16 protein-coding genes are annotated in these 16,356 nt (G+C 73.4%); 4 read left to right on the top strand and 12 right to left on the bottom strand.

Annotation, left to right across the window (positions count from 1 at the left end; all coding sequences use genetic code 11):
• Window positions 1–40: 40 nt before the first annotated feature.
• Complete coding sequence (locus tag BLU55_RS17750; protein ID WP_157682936.1) at window positions 41–688, bottom strand: GNAT family N-acetyltransferase; 648 nt, start codon at window positions 686–688, stop codon at window positions 41–43.
• Window positions 685–2,166 carry a benzoyl-CoA 2,3-epoxidase subunit BoxB gene (boxB, locus tag BLU55_RS17745; RefSeq protein WP_091732482.1) on the bottom strand — a complete coding sequence of 494 codons (1,482 nt, stop codon included), beginning with the start codon at window positions 2,164–2,166 and terminating at the stop codon, window positions 685–687. The genes BLU55_RS17750 and boxB overlap by 4 nt, the downstream gene beginning before the upstream one ends.
• Window positions 2,167–2,308: 142 nt before the next feature.
• On the opposite strand from boxB, the gene BLU55_RS17740 reads away from it, so the two are divergent.
• A complete protein-coding gene (locus BLU55_RS17740) occupies window positions 2,309–3,175 on the top strand; it encodes an aldo/keto reductase (protein WP_231916942.1) in 867 nt (288 codons plus the stop codon).
• A gap of 127 nt (window positions 3,176–3,302) precedes the next feature.
• Here BLU55_RS17740 and BLU55_RS17735 read toward each other — a convergent pair whose 3' ends face one another.
• Window positions 3,303–3,740, bottom strand: coding sequence for a PaaI family thioesterase (locus tag BLU55_RS17735; protein WP_091734198.1), 438 nt, complete (start codon window positions 3,738–3,740; stop codon window positions 3,303–3,305).
• A gap of 60 nt (window positions 3,741–3,800) precedes the next feature.
• On the opposite strand from BLU55_RS17735, the gene BLU55_RS17730 reads away from it, so the two are divergent.
• A complete protein-coding gene (locus tag BLU55_RS17730; RefSeq protein ID WP_091732476.1) occupies window positions 3,801–4,307 on the top strand; it encodes a 2'-5' RNA ligase family protein in 507 nt (168 codons plus the stop codon).
• A gap of 163 nt (window positions 4,308–4,470) precedes the next feature.
• Here BLU55_RS17730 and BLU55_RS17725 read toward each other — a convergent pair whose 3' ends face one another.
• The 6 genes from BLU55_RS17725 to BLU55_RS17700 form a co-directional block, all read right to left on the bottom strand.
• Window positions 4,471–6,216, bottom strand: coding sequence for an L-lactate permease (locus BLU55_RS17725; RefSeq protein WP_091732473.1), 1,746 nt, complete (start codon window positions 6,214–6,216; stop codon window positions 4,471–4,473).
• 63 nt (window positions 6,217–6,279) lie between these two features.
• A complete protein-coding gene (glcF, locus tag BLU55_RS17720; RefSeq protein WP_231916941.1) occupies window positions 6,280–7,728 on the bottom strand; it encodes a glycolate oxidase subunit GlcF in 1,449 nt (482 codons plus the stop codon).
• Between the two features lie 2 nt (window positions 7,729–7,730).
• A complete protein-coding gene (locus BLU55_RS17715) occupies window positions 7,731–8,984 on the bottom strand; it encodes an FAD-binding oxidoreductase (protein WP_091732470.1) in 1,254 nt (417 codons plus the stop codon).
• Window positions 8,984–10,525, bottom strand: coding sequence for an FAD-linked oxidase C-terminal domain-containing protein (locus BLU55_RS17710; RefSeq protein WP_091732468.1), 1,542 nt, complete (start codon window positions 10,523–10,525; stop codon window positions 8,984–8,986). The genes BLU55_RS17715 and BLU55_RS17710 overlap by 1 nt, the downstream gene beginning before the upstream one ends.
• Window positions 10,526–10,535: 10 nt before the next feature.
• Entirely contained in the window at window positions 10,536–10,967 is a 432-nt protein-coding gene (locus BLU55_RS17705; protein ID WP_091732465.1) for a GlcG/HbpS family heme-binding protein, read from the bottom strand.
• On the bottom strand, window positions 10,964–13,165 hold the full coding sequence (locus BLU55_RS17700; protein WP_091732463.1) for a malate synthase G: 2,202 nt from the start codon (window positions 13,163–13,165) through the stop codon (window positions 10,964–10,966). The genes BLU55_RS17705 and BLU55_RS17700 overlap by 4 nt, the downstream gene beginning before the upstream one ends.
• 139 nt (window positions 13,166–13,304) lie before the next feature.
• Between BLU55_RS17700 and BLU55_RS17695 the strand changes: the two genes are divergently transcribed.
• The gene (locus tag BLU55_RS17695; protein WP_091732459.1) at window positions 13,305–14,090 is read left to right on the top strand and encodes an IclR family transcriptional regulator; all 786 of its coding nucleotides are present in this window, start codon (window positions 13,305–13,307) and stop codon (window positions 14,088–14,090) included.
• 12 nt (window positions 14,091–14,102) lie between these two features.
• On the opposite strand, the gene bfr is transcribed toward BLU55_RS17695, so the two are convergent.
• Entirely contained in the window at window positions 14,103–14,570 is a 468-nt protein-coding gene (gene bfr / locus BLU55_RS17690) for a bacterioferritin (RefSeq protein ID WP_231916940.1), read from the bottom strand.
• A gap of 10 nt (window positions 14,571–14,580) precedes the next feature.
• Entirely contained in the window at window positions 14,581–14,796 is a 216-nt protein-coding gene (locus BLU55_RS17685) for a (2Fe-2S)-binding protein (RefSeq protein ID WP_091732452.1), read from the bottom strand.
• A 172-nt stretch (window positions 14,797–14,968) separates the two neighbouring features.
• Between BLU55_RS17685 and BLU55_RS17680 the strand changes: the two genes are divergently transcribed.
• Entirely contained in the window at window positions 14,969–15,880 is a 912-nt protein-coding gene (locus tag BLU55_RS17680; RefSeq protein ID WP_197681037.1) for a PfkB family carbohydrate kinase, read from the top strand.
• A 27-nt stretch (window positions 15,881–15,907) separates the two neighbouring features.
• Here BLU55_RS17680 and BLU55_RS17675 read toward each other — a convergent pair whose 3' ends face one another.
• On the bottom strand, window positions 15,908–16,282 hold the full coding sequence (locus tag BLU55_RS17675; protein WP_197681036.1) for an acyl-CoA thioesterase: 375 nt from the start codon (window positions 16,280–16,282) through the stop codon (window positions 15,908–15,910).
• Between the last annotated feature and the right edge of the window lie 74 nt (window positions 16,283–16,356).

The following is a 16,356-nucleotide window of genomic DNA, read 5'->3' as shown; positions in this document are numbered from 1 at the left end:
GGCACCGGCGCCCTGCCCTGCCGACCGTCTCGAGGGGGCGTCAGTACTGGTGCTCGTCGACGTCGACGTAGCCGCCGGACTCCTCGTGGCCGGGTCCGCGGTCCCCGGTGGACGAGCCGGTGGGCGAGCCGGTGGACGAGCCGGCGGACGTATCTGCGGCGGTCGCGTCGTCGTGCCCGACCGACCGCGAGGGGCCCGGACGGGCCCGGCTCGAGCCGCCGGGTGCCGCCCGGCCGGCGTCGGCGAGGACCCGCTTGCGGAGGTCGCCGTCGGCGCTGCCGCGGAAGCCGCGCACGACGAGCCAGTCGTGGACCTGCTCGCGCTGGTCGTGCTCGCGGATGGTGTTGTAGACGTAGTTGAGGCCGCGCGCGGACGCCTCCTCCTCGAGGGAGGCGAGCACGAAGCTGCCGACGCCACCGCGCTGCCGGGCGGGGTCGACGGCCAGCAGGACCTCGGCGTCGCCGCCCCAGGAGACGTCGAGGCGGCCGTAGCCGAGCACCTCGCCGTGGGTCCCGCCCTCGCGCGCCGACCACCACTCCCCGGGCAGGGCGTCGCCGTCCTGGAACGGCAGCACGAACGCACCCGCCGGGGCGCCACCGATGACGCGCCGCTTGTCGGCGTCCCAGACCGGCTCGGGCTCGCGGACCCAGGCGAGGCCGTCCGGCTCCCCCGTGCCCGGCTGGGTCACGCCAGGCCCTCGTCGGCCAGGTGGACGTAGTCGAACTCGACGGGCTGGTCGTTGATGCCGACGCTGGGCGGCGCGATCCAGCCCGCGAACCTCCCGGGCTCGTACTCCGGCACCATCAGCGCGGCCACGTCGGCGCGGTCCTGGGCGCTCGGCAGCCAGCCGTCGACCCGGGACTCCCAGGCCGCGTCGTCGAGCACGTCGCCCTGCGGGCCGACGTGGTGCTGGGCGTAGGCGCCGACGCGGCGGTTGAACCCCTCGTGCGGCAGGTAGAGACGCTGGTCGAGGCCGGCGTCCTCGAGCGCCTGGTTCCAGCGGCGGACGCCGTTGGCGCAGTCGGCGACGTACTCGTCGCGCAGGTCGAGGTTGAGCGCCGAGAGCATCGGCACCGTCTTGGTCGTGATGACGCCGTCCTGGACGTGCTGCATCTCGCGGGTGTCGTCGAGCAGCACGTGGTCGTCCTTGCGCCGGGTCTCCTGCCAGCGGCCCTTGAGGCCCGAGCTGTAGTAGTTGCCGGCGTTGGTCGACTGCTCGGAGCCGAAGAGGTCCATCGAGACCGAGAACTGGAAGTTGAGGTACTTCTGGATGACGTCGAGCGGGATCACGCCCTCGGCGAAGCCGGCCTCGCCGCCGTGCTCCTGCATCACCTCGGCGGTGCGCTCCACCACGCGCTGCACGCCGGTGGTGCCGACGAACATGTGGTGGGCCTCCTCCTTGAGCATGAACTCGCAGGTGCGCGCGAGCGGGTCGAAGGCCGACTCCTTGAGGGTGCCGAGCTGGTACTTCCCGTCGCGGTCGGTGAAGTAGGTGAACATGAAGAACTGCAGCCAGTCGGTCGTCTCCTCGTTGAAGGCGCCGAGGATGCGCGGGGCGTCGAGGTCGCCCGAGTTGCGCTTGAGCAGCTGCTCGGCCTCCTCGCGGCCCTCGCGGCCGAAGTAGGCGTGCAGCAGGTAGACCATCGCCCACAGGTGCCGCCCCTCCTCGACGTTGACCTGGAACAGGTTGCGCAGGTCGTAGATCGAGGGCGCGGTGTTGCCCAGCACGCGCTGCTGCTCGACCGAGGCCGGCTCGGTGTCGCCCTGGATGACGATCAGGCGCATCAGGTCGGCGCGGTGCTCGCCGGGCACCTCCTGCCAGGCCGGCTCGCCCTTGTGCTTGCCGAAGGCGACCTTCTTCTCCGGGTCGCGCTCGGCCAGGAAGATGCCCCAGCGGTACTCCTCCATCGGCACGTGGTCGAAGTGCGCCCAACCGTCGCGACCGACGGCGACGGCGGTGCGCAGGTAGACGTCCTTGGTGGGCAGCGCTGGGCCGAGCGTGCGCCACCAGTCGAGGAACTGCGGCTGCCACCCCTCGAGCGCCCGCTGCAGCCGCCGGTCCTCGTTGAGGTTGACGTTGTTGGGGATCTTCTCGGAGTAGTCGATGCGGCTCAGCGGCCCGGTGGGGGTGGGCGCGGCACCGGTGCGGTCGTCGGTCTGGGTCATCACGGCTCCTGGGGTGGGCGACCCCTTCGTTCTACACTCCGCTCGCGGAAATGCCAAGAGAGTGTCGAACGTCGGGGAACATCCCGTGCGCTCGGACCCTTGGACCAGGGGTACGCCCACCCACCCGCTTGAGGAGACACACGTGACCGAGAACCTCGCCGCACCGTCCGGGACCTTCCAGCTCGGCGGCGACCTGCCCGTCGTACGCCTGGGCTACGGCACCATGCAGCTGCCCGGCGAGGGCGTGTGGGGACCGCCGCGCGACCACGACGAGGCCATCAAGGTCCTGCGGCGCGCGGTCGAGATCGGCGTGACGCTGTTCGACACCGCCGACTCCTACGGCCCCTTCGTCGCCGAGGACCTGCTCCGCGAGGCGCTGCACCCGTACGCCGACGACGTGGTCGTCGCGACCAAGGCCGGCCTGACCCGCCAGGGCCCGGGCGTGTGGACCCCGCTCGGCCAGCCGGCGTACCTGCGCCAGGCGGTCGAGATGAGCCTGCGCCGCCTCGGCCTCGAGCGCATCGACCTGTTCCAGCTCCACCGCATCGACCCGGCGTACCCCGTGGCCGACCAGGTGGGCGAGCTCAAGGCGCTCCAGGACGAGGGCAAGATCCGCCACATCGGCCTGTCCGAGATCAGCGTCGAGCAGCTCCAGGAGGCGCAGCAGACCGCCGAGATCGTGTCGGTCCAGAACCTCTACAACCTGGCCAACCGGTCCTCGGAGGCGCTGCTCGACCACTGCACCGAGCACGGCATCGGCTTCATCCCGTGGTTCCCGCTGGCCACCGGCGAGCTCTCCAAGGAGGACGGCCCGCTCGCGGCCGCCGCCCGCGAGCACGACGCCTCCCCCTCGCAGCTCGCCCTGGCCTGGCTGCTCAAGCGCTCCCCGGTGGTGCTCCCCATCCCCGGCACCAAGAGCGTCGACCACCTCGACGCCAACACCGCCGCCGCCTCCATCGAGCTCACCGACGACGAGTTCGAGGCGCTGGGGAAGGCTGCGGCGGCCTGAGGGCGAGGGGCAGTTTCCCCGGTCGACCGGGGAAACTGCCCGAGCGCGGGCGACATGTCGGACTCCGCGGGCAGGACTGCCCGTCAAGCAGTCCGGTTCGTCCCCCCGTCGGCCGACCGCACGCCGCTCAGCTGTCCGGGTAGAGGTTCTGCAGCCGCACCTGGCCCCGCGCCACGACCTTGCCCTCGGCGCTGACGGTCTCGACGAGCCACACCTGCTGCGACCGACCGCGGTGCAGCGGGGTGGCCGTCGAGGTCAGGGTGCCCTCGCGGACGGCGCGGTAGAAGTCGGTGTTGTTGTTGACGCCGACGACCTGGCCCCTGTCGCCGACCCAGTACGCCGCACCGATGCTGGCCAGCGTCTCCACCACGCTGCAGTGCACGCCGCCGTGGACGATCCCGTAGGGCTGGTGCAGCTTGGGCTGGGCCTCCCAGGTGGCCACCACCCGGTCGCCGGTCACCTCGGTGAACTCGATGCCGAGCCACGCGGCGAACTGGCCGGTGATGTCCTGGTCGGTGAGGTCGGGCACCGTCGGGCCGTCCTCGCGGGGGGTCTGGTCACTCATGGGGGCAGTCTGGCAGCGCCGCCCCCGGCGGCGCGCCCGGCGGGCGGTCATGATGGGCAGGTGACCGCCAACCCGCTGATCGTGAGCCTGCTGCTCGACGACGAGACGCAGGCGAGGTTCACCGCCCAGCGCCGCGCGTTCTTCCCCGCCGAGCGGCTCGTCGTCGACGCGCACCTGACGCTGTTCCACGCGCTGCCCGCGACCCTGCACGACGACGTGGCCGAGGCGCTCCGCGAGGCCGCCGACCGGCCGCCCCTCGACGTGCGCGTGCACGACGTCTACTCCCTGAACCGCGGGGTCGCCTACCGCCTGCTGTGCGAGGACCTCGACCGGCTGCACGCCGGCTGGCGGCGGCGCTGGTCGGAGCACCTGACCCGCCAGGACGCCCAGCCGCTGCACGCCCACGTGACGGTGCAGAACAAGGTCTCCTCCACCACCGCGCGCCACACGCTCGACGAGCTGCGGGCGGAGTTCCGCCCCTGGGTGGCCCACGGCACCGCCCTCGAGCTGTGGCGCTACGACGGCGGTCCGTGGACGCACCTGGAGCGCTTCGACCTCCGGACGTGACGACGCCGACCGGGCAGGAACTGCCCGGTCGGCGTCCAGGAGCGGGCTGGAAACGCCCGGTCGGCGTCCAGGAGCGGGCTGGAAACGCCCGCTCGCCGTGCTGGAGCGGGCTGGAAACGCCCGCTCGGCGTGCTGGGGCGGTCTGCGATCGCCCGCTCGTGTGCTAGCTCCCGGGGACCATCCAGCTGAGCACCGGGGTGGCCTGGAGGCCGACGATGACGCACATGAGGAACAGCAGGCCGAGGCTCCAGCCGATGACCTTGCGGAAGATGTCGCCCTCGCGACCGGCCATGCCGACCGCGGCGGCGGCGATGGCGAGGTTCTGCGGGCTGACCATCTTGCCGAGCACGCCGCCCGAGGTGTTGGCGGCGGCCATGAGGACCGGGTCGAGGCCGGCCTCGACGGCCGTCTGCACCTGGAGCGCACCGAAGAGCGCGTTGGCCGAGGTGTCCGAGCCGGTGACCGCGACCCCGATCCAGCCGAGGATCGGCGAGATGATCGCGAACGCCGCGCCGGCGCCGGCGAGCCAGGCCCCGAGCGAGCCGGTCTGGCCCGACAGGTTCATCACGTAGGCCAGGGCGAGCACCGCCATCACGGTGATGATGGCCGACTTCAGCTCGACGTAGGTCTCCAGGTAGGTCTTGAACGCCTTGGCGGGCGACAGCTTGAGGACCACCATCGTGATGAGCCCGGCGAGGATCATCAGGGTGCCGGCGGCCGGCAGCCAGTTGAAGGTGAACGTCGTGGTCGACACGGGGTCGCCGGCGGTGTTGAGGACCTCGAGGCCGGGCCACGCGAAGGCGAAGGTGAACGGCTTCTGGGCCAGGAACTCCTTGACCGCGGGGATGTTGGTGATCGAGAAGATCACGATGATGACGACGTACGGCGCGTAGGCGCGCACCACGTCGGCCCGGCTGTCCTGCGTCGCGGCGTCGCTGGTCGTGGTGGCGGCCCCGCGCCCGGTCGAGGAGGTGACCGAGGTCGAGATGCCCGAGGGCTGGCGGCGCGTGGACGGGGCCCGGCCACCGTCCTCGGCGGCGGTCTCGGCCTCGATGTCGGCCGCGGTCAGCTCGTGGGCGGGCTGCCACACCCGCAGCAGGCCCACGACGGCGGCGGCGGCGACCAGCGCGGCCAGGATGTCGGCCAGCGGCACGGAGATGTAGTTGGCCGCGACGAACTGCGCCAGCGCGAAGGCGACGCCGCACACGATGGAGGGCAGCCACATCTGACGCACGCCCCGCTTGCCGTCGACCACGAAGACGAGCACGAGCGGCACGATGACGGCCAGGATCGGGGTCTGGCGACCGACCATGCCGCCGAGGGTGTCGACGTTGAGCCGCGGGTCGTCGCTGACGCCGGAGGTGACCGAGGCGAGCGTGACGATCGGGGTGGCCAGCGCGCCGAAGGCGACCGGGGCGGTGTTGGCGATCAGGGCCACGGCGGCCGCCTTGATGGGCTGGAAGCCCAGCGCCATCAGCATCACCACGGTGATCGCGACGGGGGTGCCGAAGCCGGCGAGCGCCTCGAGCAGGGCGCCGAAGCAGAAGGCGATGATGATCGCCTGGATCCGCTGGTCGGGGCTGACCTTCTCGAAGGAGCGGCGCAGCACGTCGAAGTGCCCCGACGCGACGGTGAGGTTGTAGACCCAGATCGCGTTGATGACGATCCACAGGATCGGGAAGAACCCGAACGCCGCGCCCTCGGTGCCGGCGAGCAGCGCCTGGCCGACCGGCATCTCGAACAGCGCGATGGCGATGACCAGGGCCACGCCCAGGGAGATCAGGCCGGCGACCCACGCCTTGAGGCGCAGTCCGCCCAGGAGGACGAACAGGGTGACGAGGGGGACGGCGGCGCACAGGGCGGAGAGGCCCAAGGACCCGCCGACCGGTGAGAGATCCTGCTGGAACATGTCTTCTCCCGAAGGATGTGGGGGGCTGGGACGAGCGTCGTGCGGGTGCTGCTGGGGTGGTGCCTAGGGGGTCGTCGTGGGGGCGAACACGGACGCCGGGGCGCCCTGGATGGAGGCGTCGAGGACCTCGATGGTGTGGGCCATCCCCATCGGGTGGCCGGCGCGCTCGATCGCCGAGGTGACCTGCATCAGGCAGCCCGGGTTGGCGGTGACCAGCACCTGCGCCCCGGTCCGCACGATGTTGGCGGCCTTGCGGTCCCCGAGCTCGCGGGCGGGCTCGGGGTTGAGGATGTTGTAGATGCCGGCCGAGCCGCAGCAGATCTCCGCCTCGGCGATCTCCTTCAGCTCCAGGCCCGGGATCGCGTCGAGCAGCTGGCGCGGCTCGGAGCGCACGCCCTGGGCGTGGGCGAGGTGGCAGGCGTCGTGATAGGCGACCGTCATCTCCAGCGGGTGGCGCGGGGCCACCGGGCCGAGCTCGACCAGGATCTCCGAGACGTCGCGGACCCGCTCGGCGAAGCCGGCGGCGCGCTCGGCGTACGCCGGGTCGTCGGCGAGCAGCGCGGCGTACTCCTTCATCGTGGAGCCGCAGCCCGCGGCGTTGACCACGACCCGCTCCACGCCGGAGTCCTCGAAGGCGTCGACCAGCCTGCGGGCGAAGTCCTGGGCCTCGGGCTCGCGGCCGTTGTGCGCCGACAGCGCGCCGCAGCAGCCCTGCGAGGCGGGGACGACGACGTCGCAGCCCTCGGCCCGCAGCACCCGCGCGGTCGCGGAGTTGACCCCGGGGAAGAACGCTCCCTGGACGCAGCCGACGAGCATGCCGACGGTCATCCGCCGCTCCCCCGTCGCCCGGATGTACTCCGGCAGCGGCTGCGGCGCGCCCAGCTTCGGGGCCAGGCCCTCCATCGCGGCCAGCTGCGGGGCGAGCCGCTCCAGCAGGCCGGTGCGCCGCAGCGCGCGGTCGAGGCCGGTCCTCTGCACCAGCCGCAGCGGGCCGCGCACCAGCTTGAGCCGCTGGGGGTGCGGGAACAGCGAGAAGATCAGGCCGCGCAGCGCCCTGTCGGACGCGCTGCGCTGGTGGCGGCGCTCGACCTGGTTGCGGGTCTGCTCGATGAGGGTGTCGTACTGCACCCCCGACGGGCAGGCGGTCACGCAGGCCATGCAGCCCAGGCAGGCGTCGATGTGGGAGACGAGCTCGTCGTTCATGGGCTCGCCCTCGAGCCCCTCCTTCATCAGGTAGATGCGCCCGCGCGGGCTGTCCATCTCCTCGCCCCACAGGACGTACGTCGGGCAGGTCGGCAGGCAGAAGCCGCAGTGAACACAGTCGCCGATGAGGGCGGCGTCCGGCGGGCTCTGGTCGTCGAAGGCGCCGCCGGGGGCCGGGGTGCCCCAGTCGATCGCCCCCGCGTCGTGGCCGTCGCGGGTGCTGGGCTCGACGACCGCGCCCATCTCGCCGAGGGTGCCGCCCGTGCTGCTGCCGGACCCGGCGTCGCGGTGCTGGCTGGTGTCGGTCATGGTCAGAGGCCTCCCACGAAGCGTCCCGGCGCGAGCCGGTGGTCAGGGTCGAACTGGTCCTTCACGCGGCGCATCAGGTCCAGCGCCGGCACCGGGCCCCACACGTCGACGGCCGCCTTGACCGCGGCGGGGGCGTCGACGACGACCGCCGCGCCGCCCCGGCGGGTGCAGACCTCGCGGAGCCGCGCCAGCAGCGCCGCGACCTCCGCGGCCGGGGTGGCGGCGGGGAGCGCGGCGTACACCACGCCCGAGCCGGCAGAGCCGCGCAGCCGCGCCGGGGTGCCGGCCACGGCCGCGAGCACGTCGGCGAGGCCGGAGAGCTCGAAGCTCAGCTTGAGCGCTGTCTCGCGCTCGTCGCCGGCCACCCCCGTCGTCCAGGGGTACGCCGCGCCGCCGGCGGGCGGCTCGTCGGACTCCGACGACGCGGTGCCGAGCAGCTCGCGGGTGCTGGCCGCGCGACCGGCGACGCCGTCCTCGCGGCCCTCGAGCAGCACCGAGACCGTGCCGGCGCCGTCGGCCCACTCGACCTCGACGGCGGCCGGGACGACCTGGGCGTGGACGACCGACTGCGAGACCGCGAGCGCCTGCGCCGGGTCGGCGACCGGGACGCTGACCCAGCGGGACGCGGCGGGCACGGGGTGCAGCCGGAAGGTGGCGTCGACGACGACGCCCAGCGTGCCCATCGAGCCGATGAGCAGCTTGCCGAGGTCGTAGCCCGCGACGTTCTTGACCACCCGGCCACCGGCCTTGGCCACGACGCCGTCGGCGCGCACCATCGTGACCCCGATGAGCAGGTCGCGGGCGGTGCCGATGGCGGTGCGGCGGGGGCCGCTGGTGTTGGTGGCCAGCATCCCGCCCACGGTCGTGCCGGGGACGGTCTCGTCCAGGGCCAGCCGCTGGCCGCCCTGGGCCGCCACGCGCTGCACCTCGGCGAGCGGTGCGCCCGCCTGGGCGGCGACGATGAGGTCGCCGGCGGCGTGGTCGAGCACCTGGTCGAGCCCGCTCAGGTCGAGCAGCACGTCGGCGCGGCGAGGGGCGCTGCCCCACGACAGCTTGGTGCCGTTGCCGCGCGGCACCACGGCCAGGCCGTGGGCGGCGCAGGCCCGCAGCACCGCGGCCACCTGGTCGGTGTCGGTGGGGCGCGCCACCAGGCCCGTGGGGACGCCGTCGACCGCGTCCTGCGGACCGGCGTCGTCGACGCCGGCGCAGGCCGAGGAGACGGCCTCGCGGGCGGTGGTCCCGAGGGTGGCGACCATCAGAAGACCTCCGCCAGGCCGGCCTGCTGGAGCGGGTGGGCGCCCTTGTGGCGGCCGGGCACCTCGCCGCACAGCCGCGGGGTCGGGAACACCTTGCCGGGGTTGGAGATGCCCGCCGGGTCGAAGGCGCAGCGGACCAGCTGCATGGTGTCGAGGTCCTCGTCGGTGTACATCCGCGGCATGTACTTCGCCTTGTCCATGCCCACGCCGTGCTCGCCCGTGATGGAGCCGCCGTGCTCGATGCACAGGTCGAGGATGGCGCCGCTGACCTGCTCGGCCGCCTCCCCCGCGCCCTCGACCGCGTCGTCGAAGAGCACCAGCGGGTGCAGGTTGCCGTCGCCCGCGTGGAAGACGTTGGCCACCCGGACGCCCGAGGAGCTGGAGAGCTCGGCGATGGCGCGCAGCACCTCCGGCAGCGCGGTGCGCGGGATGACGCCGTCCTGGACGATGTAGTCGGGGCTGATCCGGCCCACGGCCGCGAAGGCGGACTTGCGGCCCTTCCAGATCAGCGCGCGGTCGACGGCGTCGGTGGCCAGCCGCTGCTCGAAGGAGCCGTTCTCCCGGCACAGCCGCTCGACCTCGGCGTACTCCTCCTCGACCTCGACGGACGCGCCGTCGAGCTCGATGACGAGCACCGCGCCGGCACCGTCGGGGTAGTTGCAGTGCACGGCCGCCTCGGCCGCCTCGATGGCCAGCGCGTCCATCATCTCGATCGCGGCCGGCACGATGCCGGCGGAGATGATCGCCGAGGTCGCCGCGCCCGCCTGGTCGGTCGACTCGAAGCCGACCAGGATGGTGCGCACCTCCTCGGGCAGCCGGACCAGCCGCACGGTGGTGGCGGTGACGATGCCCAGGGTGCCCTCGGAGCCGACGACCGCGCCGAGCAGGTCGTAGCCCGGGGCGTCGGGGGCGGCGCCACCGAGCGCCACGGTGTCGCCGTCGGGGGTGATCAGCTCGGCGCCGAGCACGTGGTTGGTGGTGAAGCCGTACTTCAGGCAGTGGGCGCCGCCGGAGTTCTCCGCGACGTTGCCGCCGATCGAGCAGATCTGCTGGCTCGACGGGTCCGGGGCGTAGTAGTAGCCGTGCGGCGTCGCCGCCCGGGTCACGTCGAGGTTGATCACGCCCGGCTCGACCACGGCGCGCTGGTCCTCGCGGCGCACCTCGCGGATGGTGCGCATCCGCGAGGTCACGAGCAGCACGCCGTCGGCGTGGGGCAGGGCGCCGCCGGACAGGCCGGTGCCGGACCCCCGCGCGACGTAGGGCACCCGGTGCTCGGCGCACACCCTCACCAGGGCGGCGAGCTGGTCGGCGTCCTCCGGGATCACGACCAGCGCGGGCGTGACGCGGTAGTGGGCCAGGCCGTCGCACTCGTAGGTGCGCAGCCGGGTCCGGTCGGTGATGACGCCCGACTCGGGGACCAGCCGGCGCGCCAGCGCGGCCACGGCGGCGATGCCCGCCTCGTTGCGGGTGGGGCCCGCGGGCGCGTCGCTGCCCGTGCCCGCCGTGCCCGTCGTCGCCGTGCCCGCCGTCGTCGCCGTCATCCTCGTCTCCTCAGTCCACCTGGGCCGTGAGGCCGGCGGCCTCGATGCCGGCCACGGCCGCGGCCTCGTCGTTGTCGGAGGTGTCGCCGGTGACGCCCACGGCGCCCACCAGGTCACCGCCCTCGTCGCGCACCAGCACCCCGCCGGGGACCGGCACCAGGGTGCCGCCCACGGCCGCGGTGACCGCGCCGATGAAGTAGGCCTGCTGCTCGGCGCGGGCCATGATCGAGCGCGAGCCCATGCCGAGCGAGAGCGCGCCGTAGGCCTTGCCGAAGCCGATCTCGAAGCGCTTCATCGAGGCGCCGTCCTCGCGCTCGACGGCGACGACGTGGCCGCCGGCGTCGAGGACCACGACGGTCAGCGGCTTGAAGCCCGCCGAGCTGCCGTGGGCGCGGGCGGCGGCGATGATGCTGCGGGCGGTGTCCAGGTCGAGCGCGGTCATCGGGCGGTCCCCTCGTCGGTGCCGGACGTGCCGGCGTGGTCGTGGGCCTTCCTGGCGGCCCGCTGGCGGTGCAGGATCGGCTCGGTGTAGCCGCTGGGCTGGGCGAGCCCGTCGAGGACCAGGGCGTGGGCGGCGGCGAAGGCCTCGCCGTCGAAGCCCGGGGCCATCGCGACGTACGTCGGGTCGCCGGCGTTCTGCTCGTCGACGACGCCGGCCATCCGGCGCAGCGTCTCCTCGACCTGCTCGCGGGAGACGACGCCGTGGTGCAGCCAGTTGGCGACGTGCTGGGCGGAGATCCGGCAGGTGGCGCGGTCCTCCATGAGCGGCTCGCCGGTGATGTCGGGGACCTTGGAGCACCCGACGCCCGCGTCGACCCAGCGCACGACGTAGCCGAGCAGGCTCTGCAGGTTGTTGTCGATCTCGGCCTGGCGGTCCTCCTCGCTCCACGAGGCGGGGTCGCCGAGCGGCACCTGCAGCAGGTCCTCGCGGCCGCGGCGGCGCCCGGCGGACCGGAGCTCCTCCTGGCGGGCGCGGACGTCGACCTGGTGGTAGTGCAGCGCGTGCACGGTCGCCGCGGTCGGCGAGGGCACCCAGGCGCAGCTGGCGCCGGCCTGGGGGTGGCCGATCTTGGTCTCGAGCATGTCCGCGAGGCTGTCGGGCGCGGCCCACATGCCCTTGCCGATCTGGGCACGGCCGAGCAGCCCGCACTCCAGGCCGATGTCGACGTTGAGGTCCTCGTAGGCCTTGATCCAGGTCTCGGACTTCATGTCGGCCTTGCGCACGACCGGGCCGGCCTGCATCGAGGTGTGGATCTCGTCGCCGGTGCGGTCGAGGAAGCCGGTGTTGATGAAGGCCACCCGCTCGCTGGCCTCGCCGATGCACGCCTTGAGGTTGAGGGTGGTGCGGCGCTCCTCGTCCATGATCCCGACCTTGATGCTGAGCCGGGCCAGCCCGAGCAGCTCCTCGACGCGGCCGAAGAGCTCGACCGCGAAGGCGACCTCCTCGGGGCCGTGCATCTTGGGCTTCACGACGTACATCGAGCCGGTGCGGGAGTTGTCGAGCTCGGAGTCGCCGCGCAGCGCCTTGACGCTGCCGAGGCCGGTCATGATCGCGTCGAGGACGCCCTCGGGCACCTCCTGGCCGTCGAGCAGGACCGCGTCGGTGGTCATCAGGTGGCCGACCTGGCGGATGAACAGCAGCGAGCGGCCGCGCAGCACGACCTCCTCGCCGGTCGGGCCGGTGTAGGTGCGGTCGGGGTTCATCGCGCGGGTGAAGGTCGTGCCGCCCTTGGTGACCTCCTCCGACAGGGTGCCGTCCATGAGCCGCATCCAGTTGCGGTAGCCGAGCACCTTGTCCTCGGCGTCGACGGCGGCGACGGAGTCCTCGAGGTCCATGATCGTGGAGACCGCCGACTCGAGCAGCAGGTCCTTGACCCCGGCGCGGTCGGTCGAGCCGATGCTGTCCTCGGGGTCGACCTGGATCTCGACGTGCAGGTGGTGGTGGACCAGCAGCACGCCCTCGGGGTGCTCGCGCGAGCCGCGGTGGCCGACGTGCTGGGCGGGGTCGGCGAGCCGGACGACCTGGCCGTCGACGGTGACCGCCACGCCCTCGTCGTCCACGGCGTACGCCGTCGCGTCGGCGTGGGAGCCCGACGCCAGCGGGAAGTGGGCGTCGAGGAACTCCCGGCCGCGACGGATGACCTCGTCGCCGCGAGCCCGGTTGTAGCCCTCGCCCGGCGCCAGGTCGCCCTCGTGGGGGACCACGTCGGTGCCGTAGAGGGCGTCGTAGAGCGAGCCCCAGCGGGCGTTGACCGCGTTGGTGGCGAAGCGAGCGTTGAGCAGCGGGACCACCAGCTGCGGGCCGGCGATCTCGGCGACCTCGGCGTCGACGCCGGAGGTGGTCACCGACACCTCCGCGGGCTCGTCGAGCAGGTAGCCGATCTCGCGCAGGAACGCCGTGTAGGCCTCGGCGTCGGGGGTGCCGGGGTGCGCGCGGTGCCAGTCGTCGAGCTGCGACTGGATCTCCTCGCGGCGGGCCAGGAGCGCGGCGTTGCGCGGCGCGAGGTCGCGCACCAGGGCGCCGACGCCGTCCCAGAAGGCCTGGGGGTCCAGGCCGGTGCCGGGCAGCGCCTCCTCCTCGACGAACCGGTGGAGGCGTTCGGCGACCTCGAGTCCGCCGGTCTGCACGCGCTGGTCCATGCCACTCCCTTGCTCGACTGCGGGGTCTCGGTCGTGGGTCTTGACACATTTCCACATCGTGGAAAGATCACCCACTGATAATGGAAACTAGGCAGTGACGGCGCTCGTGTCAACCGTCACACGACCTCAGGACCTCTCTATGCCCCACCAGCGCGAGGACAAGCACCCCGACCAGCGGTCGGGCGGCGTGCAGTCCGTCCACCGGTCGCTCGACCTGCTCGAGACGGTCGCCGCGCGCGGCGGGACGCTCACGATCGGCGAGATCGCGGCCGCGACCGGCGTACCCCTGCCGACGACGCACCGGCTGCTGCGCACCCTGGTCGACCGGGGCTACATGCGGCAGCTGCCGGACCGGCGGTACGCGCTCGGGTTCCGGGTGGTGCCGCTCGGGGCGGCGGCCAGCTCGATGGTGGGGGCCGGCGCCGAGCGGCTGCTGGCGCGGCTCGTGGACGCGCTCGGCGAGACCGCCAACCTGGCCATGCTCGACGGCGACATGGTCGCCTACGTGGCGCAGGTGCCGGGGCGGCACGCGATGCGCATGTTCACCGAGGTCGGGCGGCGGGTGCAGCCGCACTGCACCGCGGTCGGCAAGGCGATCCTCGCCGACTCCCCCGAGGTCGAGGTGCGGGCGCTGCTGGGGCGCACCGGGCTGGTGCGCCACACCGACCGCACCCTCACCGACCCCGAGGCGTACCTGGCCGCGCTCGAGCAGGTGCGGGCGCAGGGCTACGCCCTCGACGAGGGCGAGCAGGAGGTGGGGGTGCGCTGCGTGGCGGTCGCGCTGCCGCTGCGGCCCGGGTCGGCGCCGGTGCGGCTGGCGCTGTCGATCTCGGGGCCGGCGCCCCGGATGAGCGACGACCTGGTCGCCGAGGCGGTCCCGCTGCTGCGGCGCACGGCCGCCACGCTCGCCGACGACGTCGGCTGACCCTCGCGGGGGTCAGGAACCGGGCGGGACGCTCGCGTCGATCTGCTGGGCGAGGTAGCCCTGGACGCCGACGCGCTTGATGGCCTCGAGCTGCGCCTCGAACCACTCGGCGTGCTGCTCCTCGTCGCGGACGTACTCCTCGAAGACGGCGGCGGTGCCGTGGTCACCGAGGTCGTGGCACTCCTGGGCCGCGGCGTTGAACTGCTTGACGGCCGCCTTCTCGCTCTCGTAGGCGAGCGCGAGCATCTCCTCGGCGGTCTCGCCCACGGTGATGTTGCCCAGGCGCTGCAGGTTGGGGTGGCCCTCGAAGAGCAGGATGCGGTTGATGATCGCGTCCGCGTCCTTCATCTCGTCGATGGACAGGGCGTAGAACACCTTGCCCAGCTTCGGCAGGCCCCAGTTGTCGAGCATCCGGGCGTGCAGGAAGTAGGTGTTGGTCACGGTGAGCTCGAAGGTGAGCGCCTCGTTGAGGAGCTCCACCACGCGCGGGCTAACTGGCTGCAACGTCCACCTCCGGGTTGGTGACGACCTCCGCAGCCGCCTGGGCCAGATGGTCGCACACCACGCGACGCACCGCGAAGACGCACGACCCGCACTGCTGCCCGGCGCCCGTGGAGCGGCAGACCTGGGACACGGTGCGGGCGCCCGCGTCGACGGCCCGCTTGACGTCACGGTCGCCCACGACCGCGCAATGGCAGAAGATCACGGGGGCTCCTGGGGCGGGCGGTCGGCGGGCGGGCGAGCGGTCGGGCAGTGACGATGCGGCGATGCGTAGGTAAGGCTTGCCTAAGCATGCCACGACGTCAACCGGCTGTCCGCGTGATCCCGCACTCGGGCACCCCGCGGCGCCGTCCCCGGCCCTGTGAGACGGTCCGTGCATGGGAACGGTGCTGGTGGTCGGCGGGGTCAACCAGGACGTCACGGTGCGCGCACCCGTGCGTCCGGGCGGCGGGGAGACGGTGGTCGGCGACGGCCCCCAGGTCTCGGGCGGCGGCAAGGGCGCCAACCAGGCGGCAGCCGCGGCGTACGCCGGTGCGCGGGTGCTGCTGTGCGCCGTGGTCGGCGACGACGCAGCCGGTCGCGAGCAGCTGGCGCAGCTGCAGGCCGCCCGCGTGGACACCTCGCGGGTGCGCCGCGACCCCACCACCGCGACCGGCACCGCGCTGATCGTGCTCACCCCCGACGGCGAGAACTCCATCGTGGTCGGGGCCGGCGCCAACGCCCTGCTCTCGGGCGACGACGTGCGCGCGGCCCTGACCGACGGGTCCGGCGAGGCGGGCTCCCCCGCGGTCGACGTCGTCCTGGGCCAGAACGAGCCCGGCGCGGAGCCGGTCGACGCCGCGGCCCGCGAGGCCGTGGCGCGCGGGGTGCGGTTCGTGCTCAACCCCGCCCCGACCGCGGGCCTGCACCCGGACACCCTCGCCGCGGCCGACCCGCTGGTGGTCAACGAGCACGAGGCGGCCGACCTGCTCCGCGAGCACGGCGCGGACCTCGCCGCCCACGCCCCCGCCGCCGACCTGGCGCGGCCGCTGGCCGAGCGGCTGGGCTGCCGCTCGGTGGTGGTGTCCCTGGGCTCCCAGGGCGCCGTCGTGGTGACCGGCCGCACCGAGCTGCGGGTCTCGTCCCCGCGCGTCGCGGCCGTCGACACCACCGGGGCCGGGGACGTCCTGGTCGGCACCATCGCCGCGATGCTCGCCGACGGCACCCCCCTGGCCGAGGCGGTCACCGAGGCCTGCAGCGCCGCCGCCGAGGCGGTCACGAGCGAGGGGGCCCGGGGCTACCTGGGCTGAGGCGGCCCGGCCGGTCCCGGCGCCAGGTCAGCGCCGGCGCTGGGCGCGGCGCTCCTCGGCCTCGCGCCACCGGCGGCGCTGGTCCTCGTCGCGCAGCTCCAGCCGCGGCACCGGCACCGGGCGGCGCTCCTCGTCGAGGGCGACCATCGTGAAGTAGCAGCTGTTGGTGTGCCGGCGGCTCAGCTGGCGGACGTCCTCGGTGGTGACGCGGATGCCGACCTCCATCGAGGTGGTGCCGGTGTAGTTGACCGACGCGTCGAAGGTGACCAGCTCCCCGATGTGCACCGGCTCGCGGAAGGTGACGCGGTCCACCGACAGCGTGACGACGTACTGGCGGGCCCAGCGGCTGGCGCAGGTGAAGGCGACCTGGTCGAGGATCTTGAGGATGGTGCCGCCGTGCACGTCGCCGGAGAAGTTTGGCCATGTCCGGCGTCATCAGCAGCGTCATCGACAGCCGGTGGCGCTCGTGCTCGGGG

Origin of the sequence: Nocardioides scoriae (assembly GCF_900104965.1) — a bacterium.
Taxonomy (GTDB): domain Bacteria; phylum Actinomycetota; class Actinomycetes; order Propionibacteriales; family Nocardioidaceae; genus Marmoricola; species Marmoricola scoriae.
Note: the sequence above shows the minus strand (reverse complement) of the source record. Positions and strands in the feature narration are given on the sequence as shown.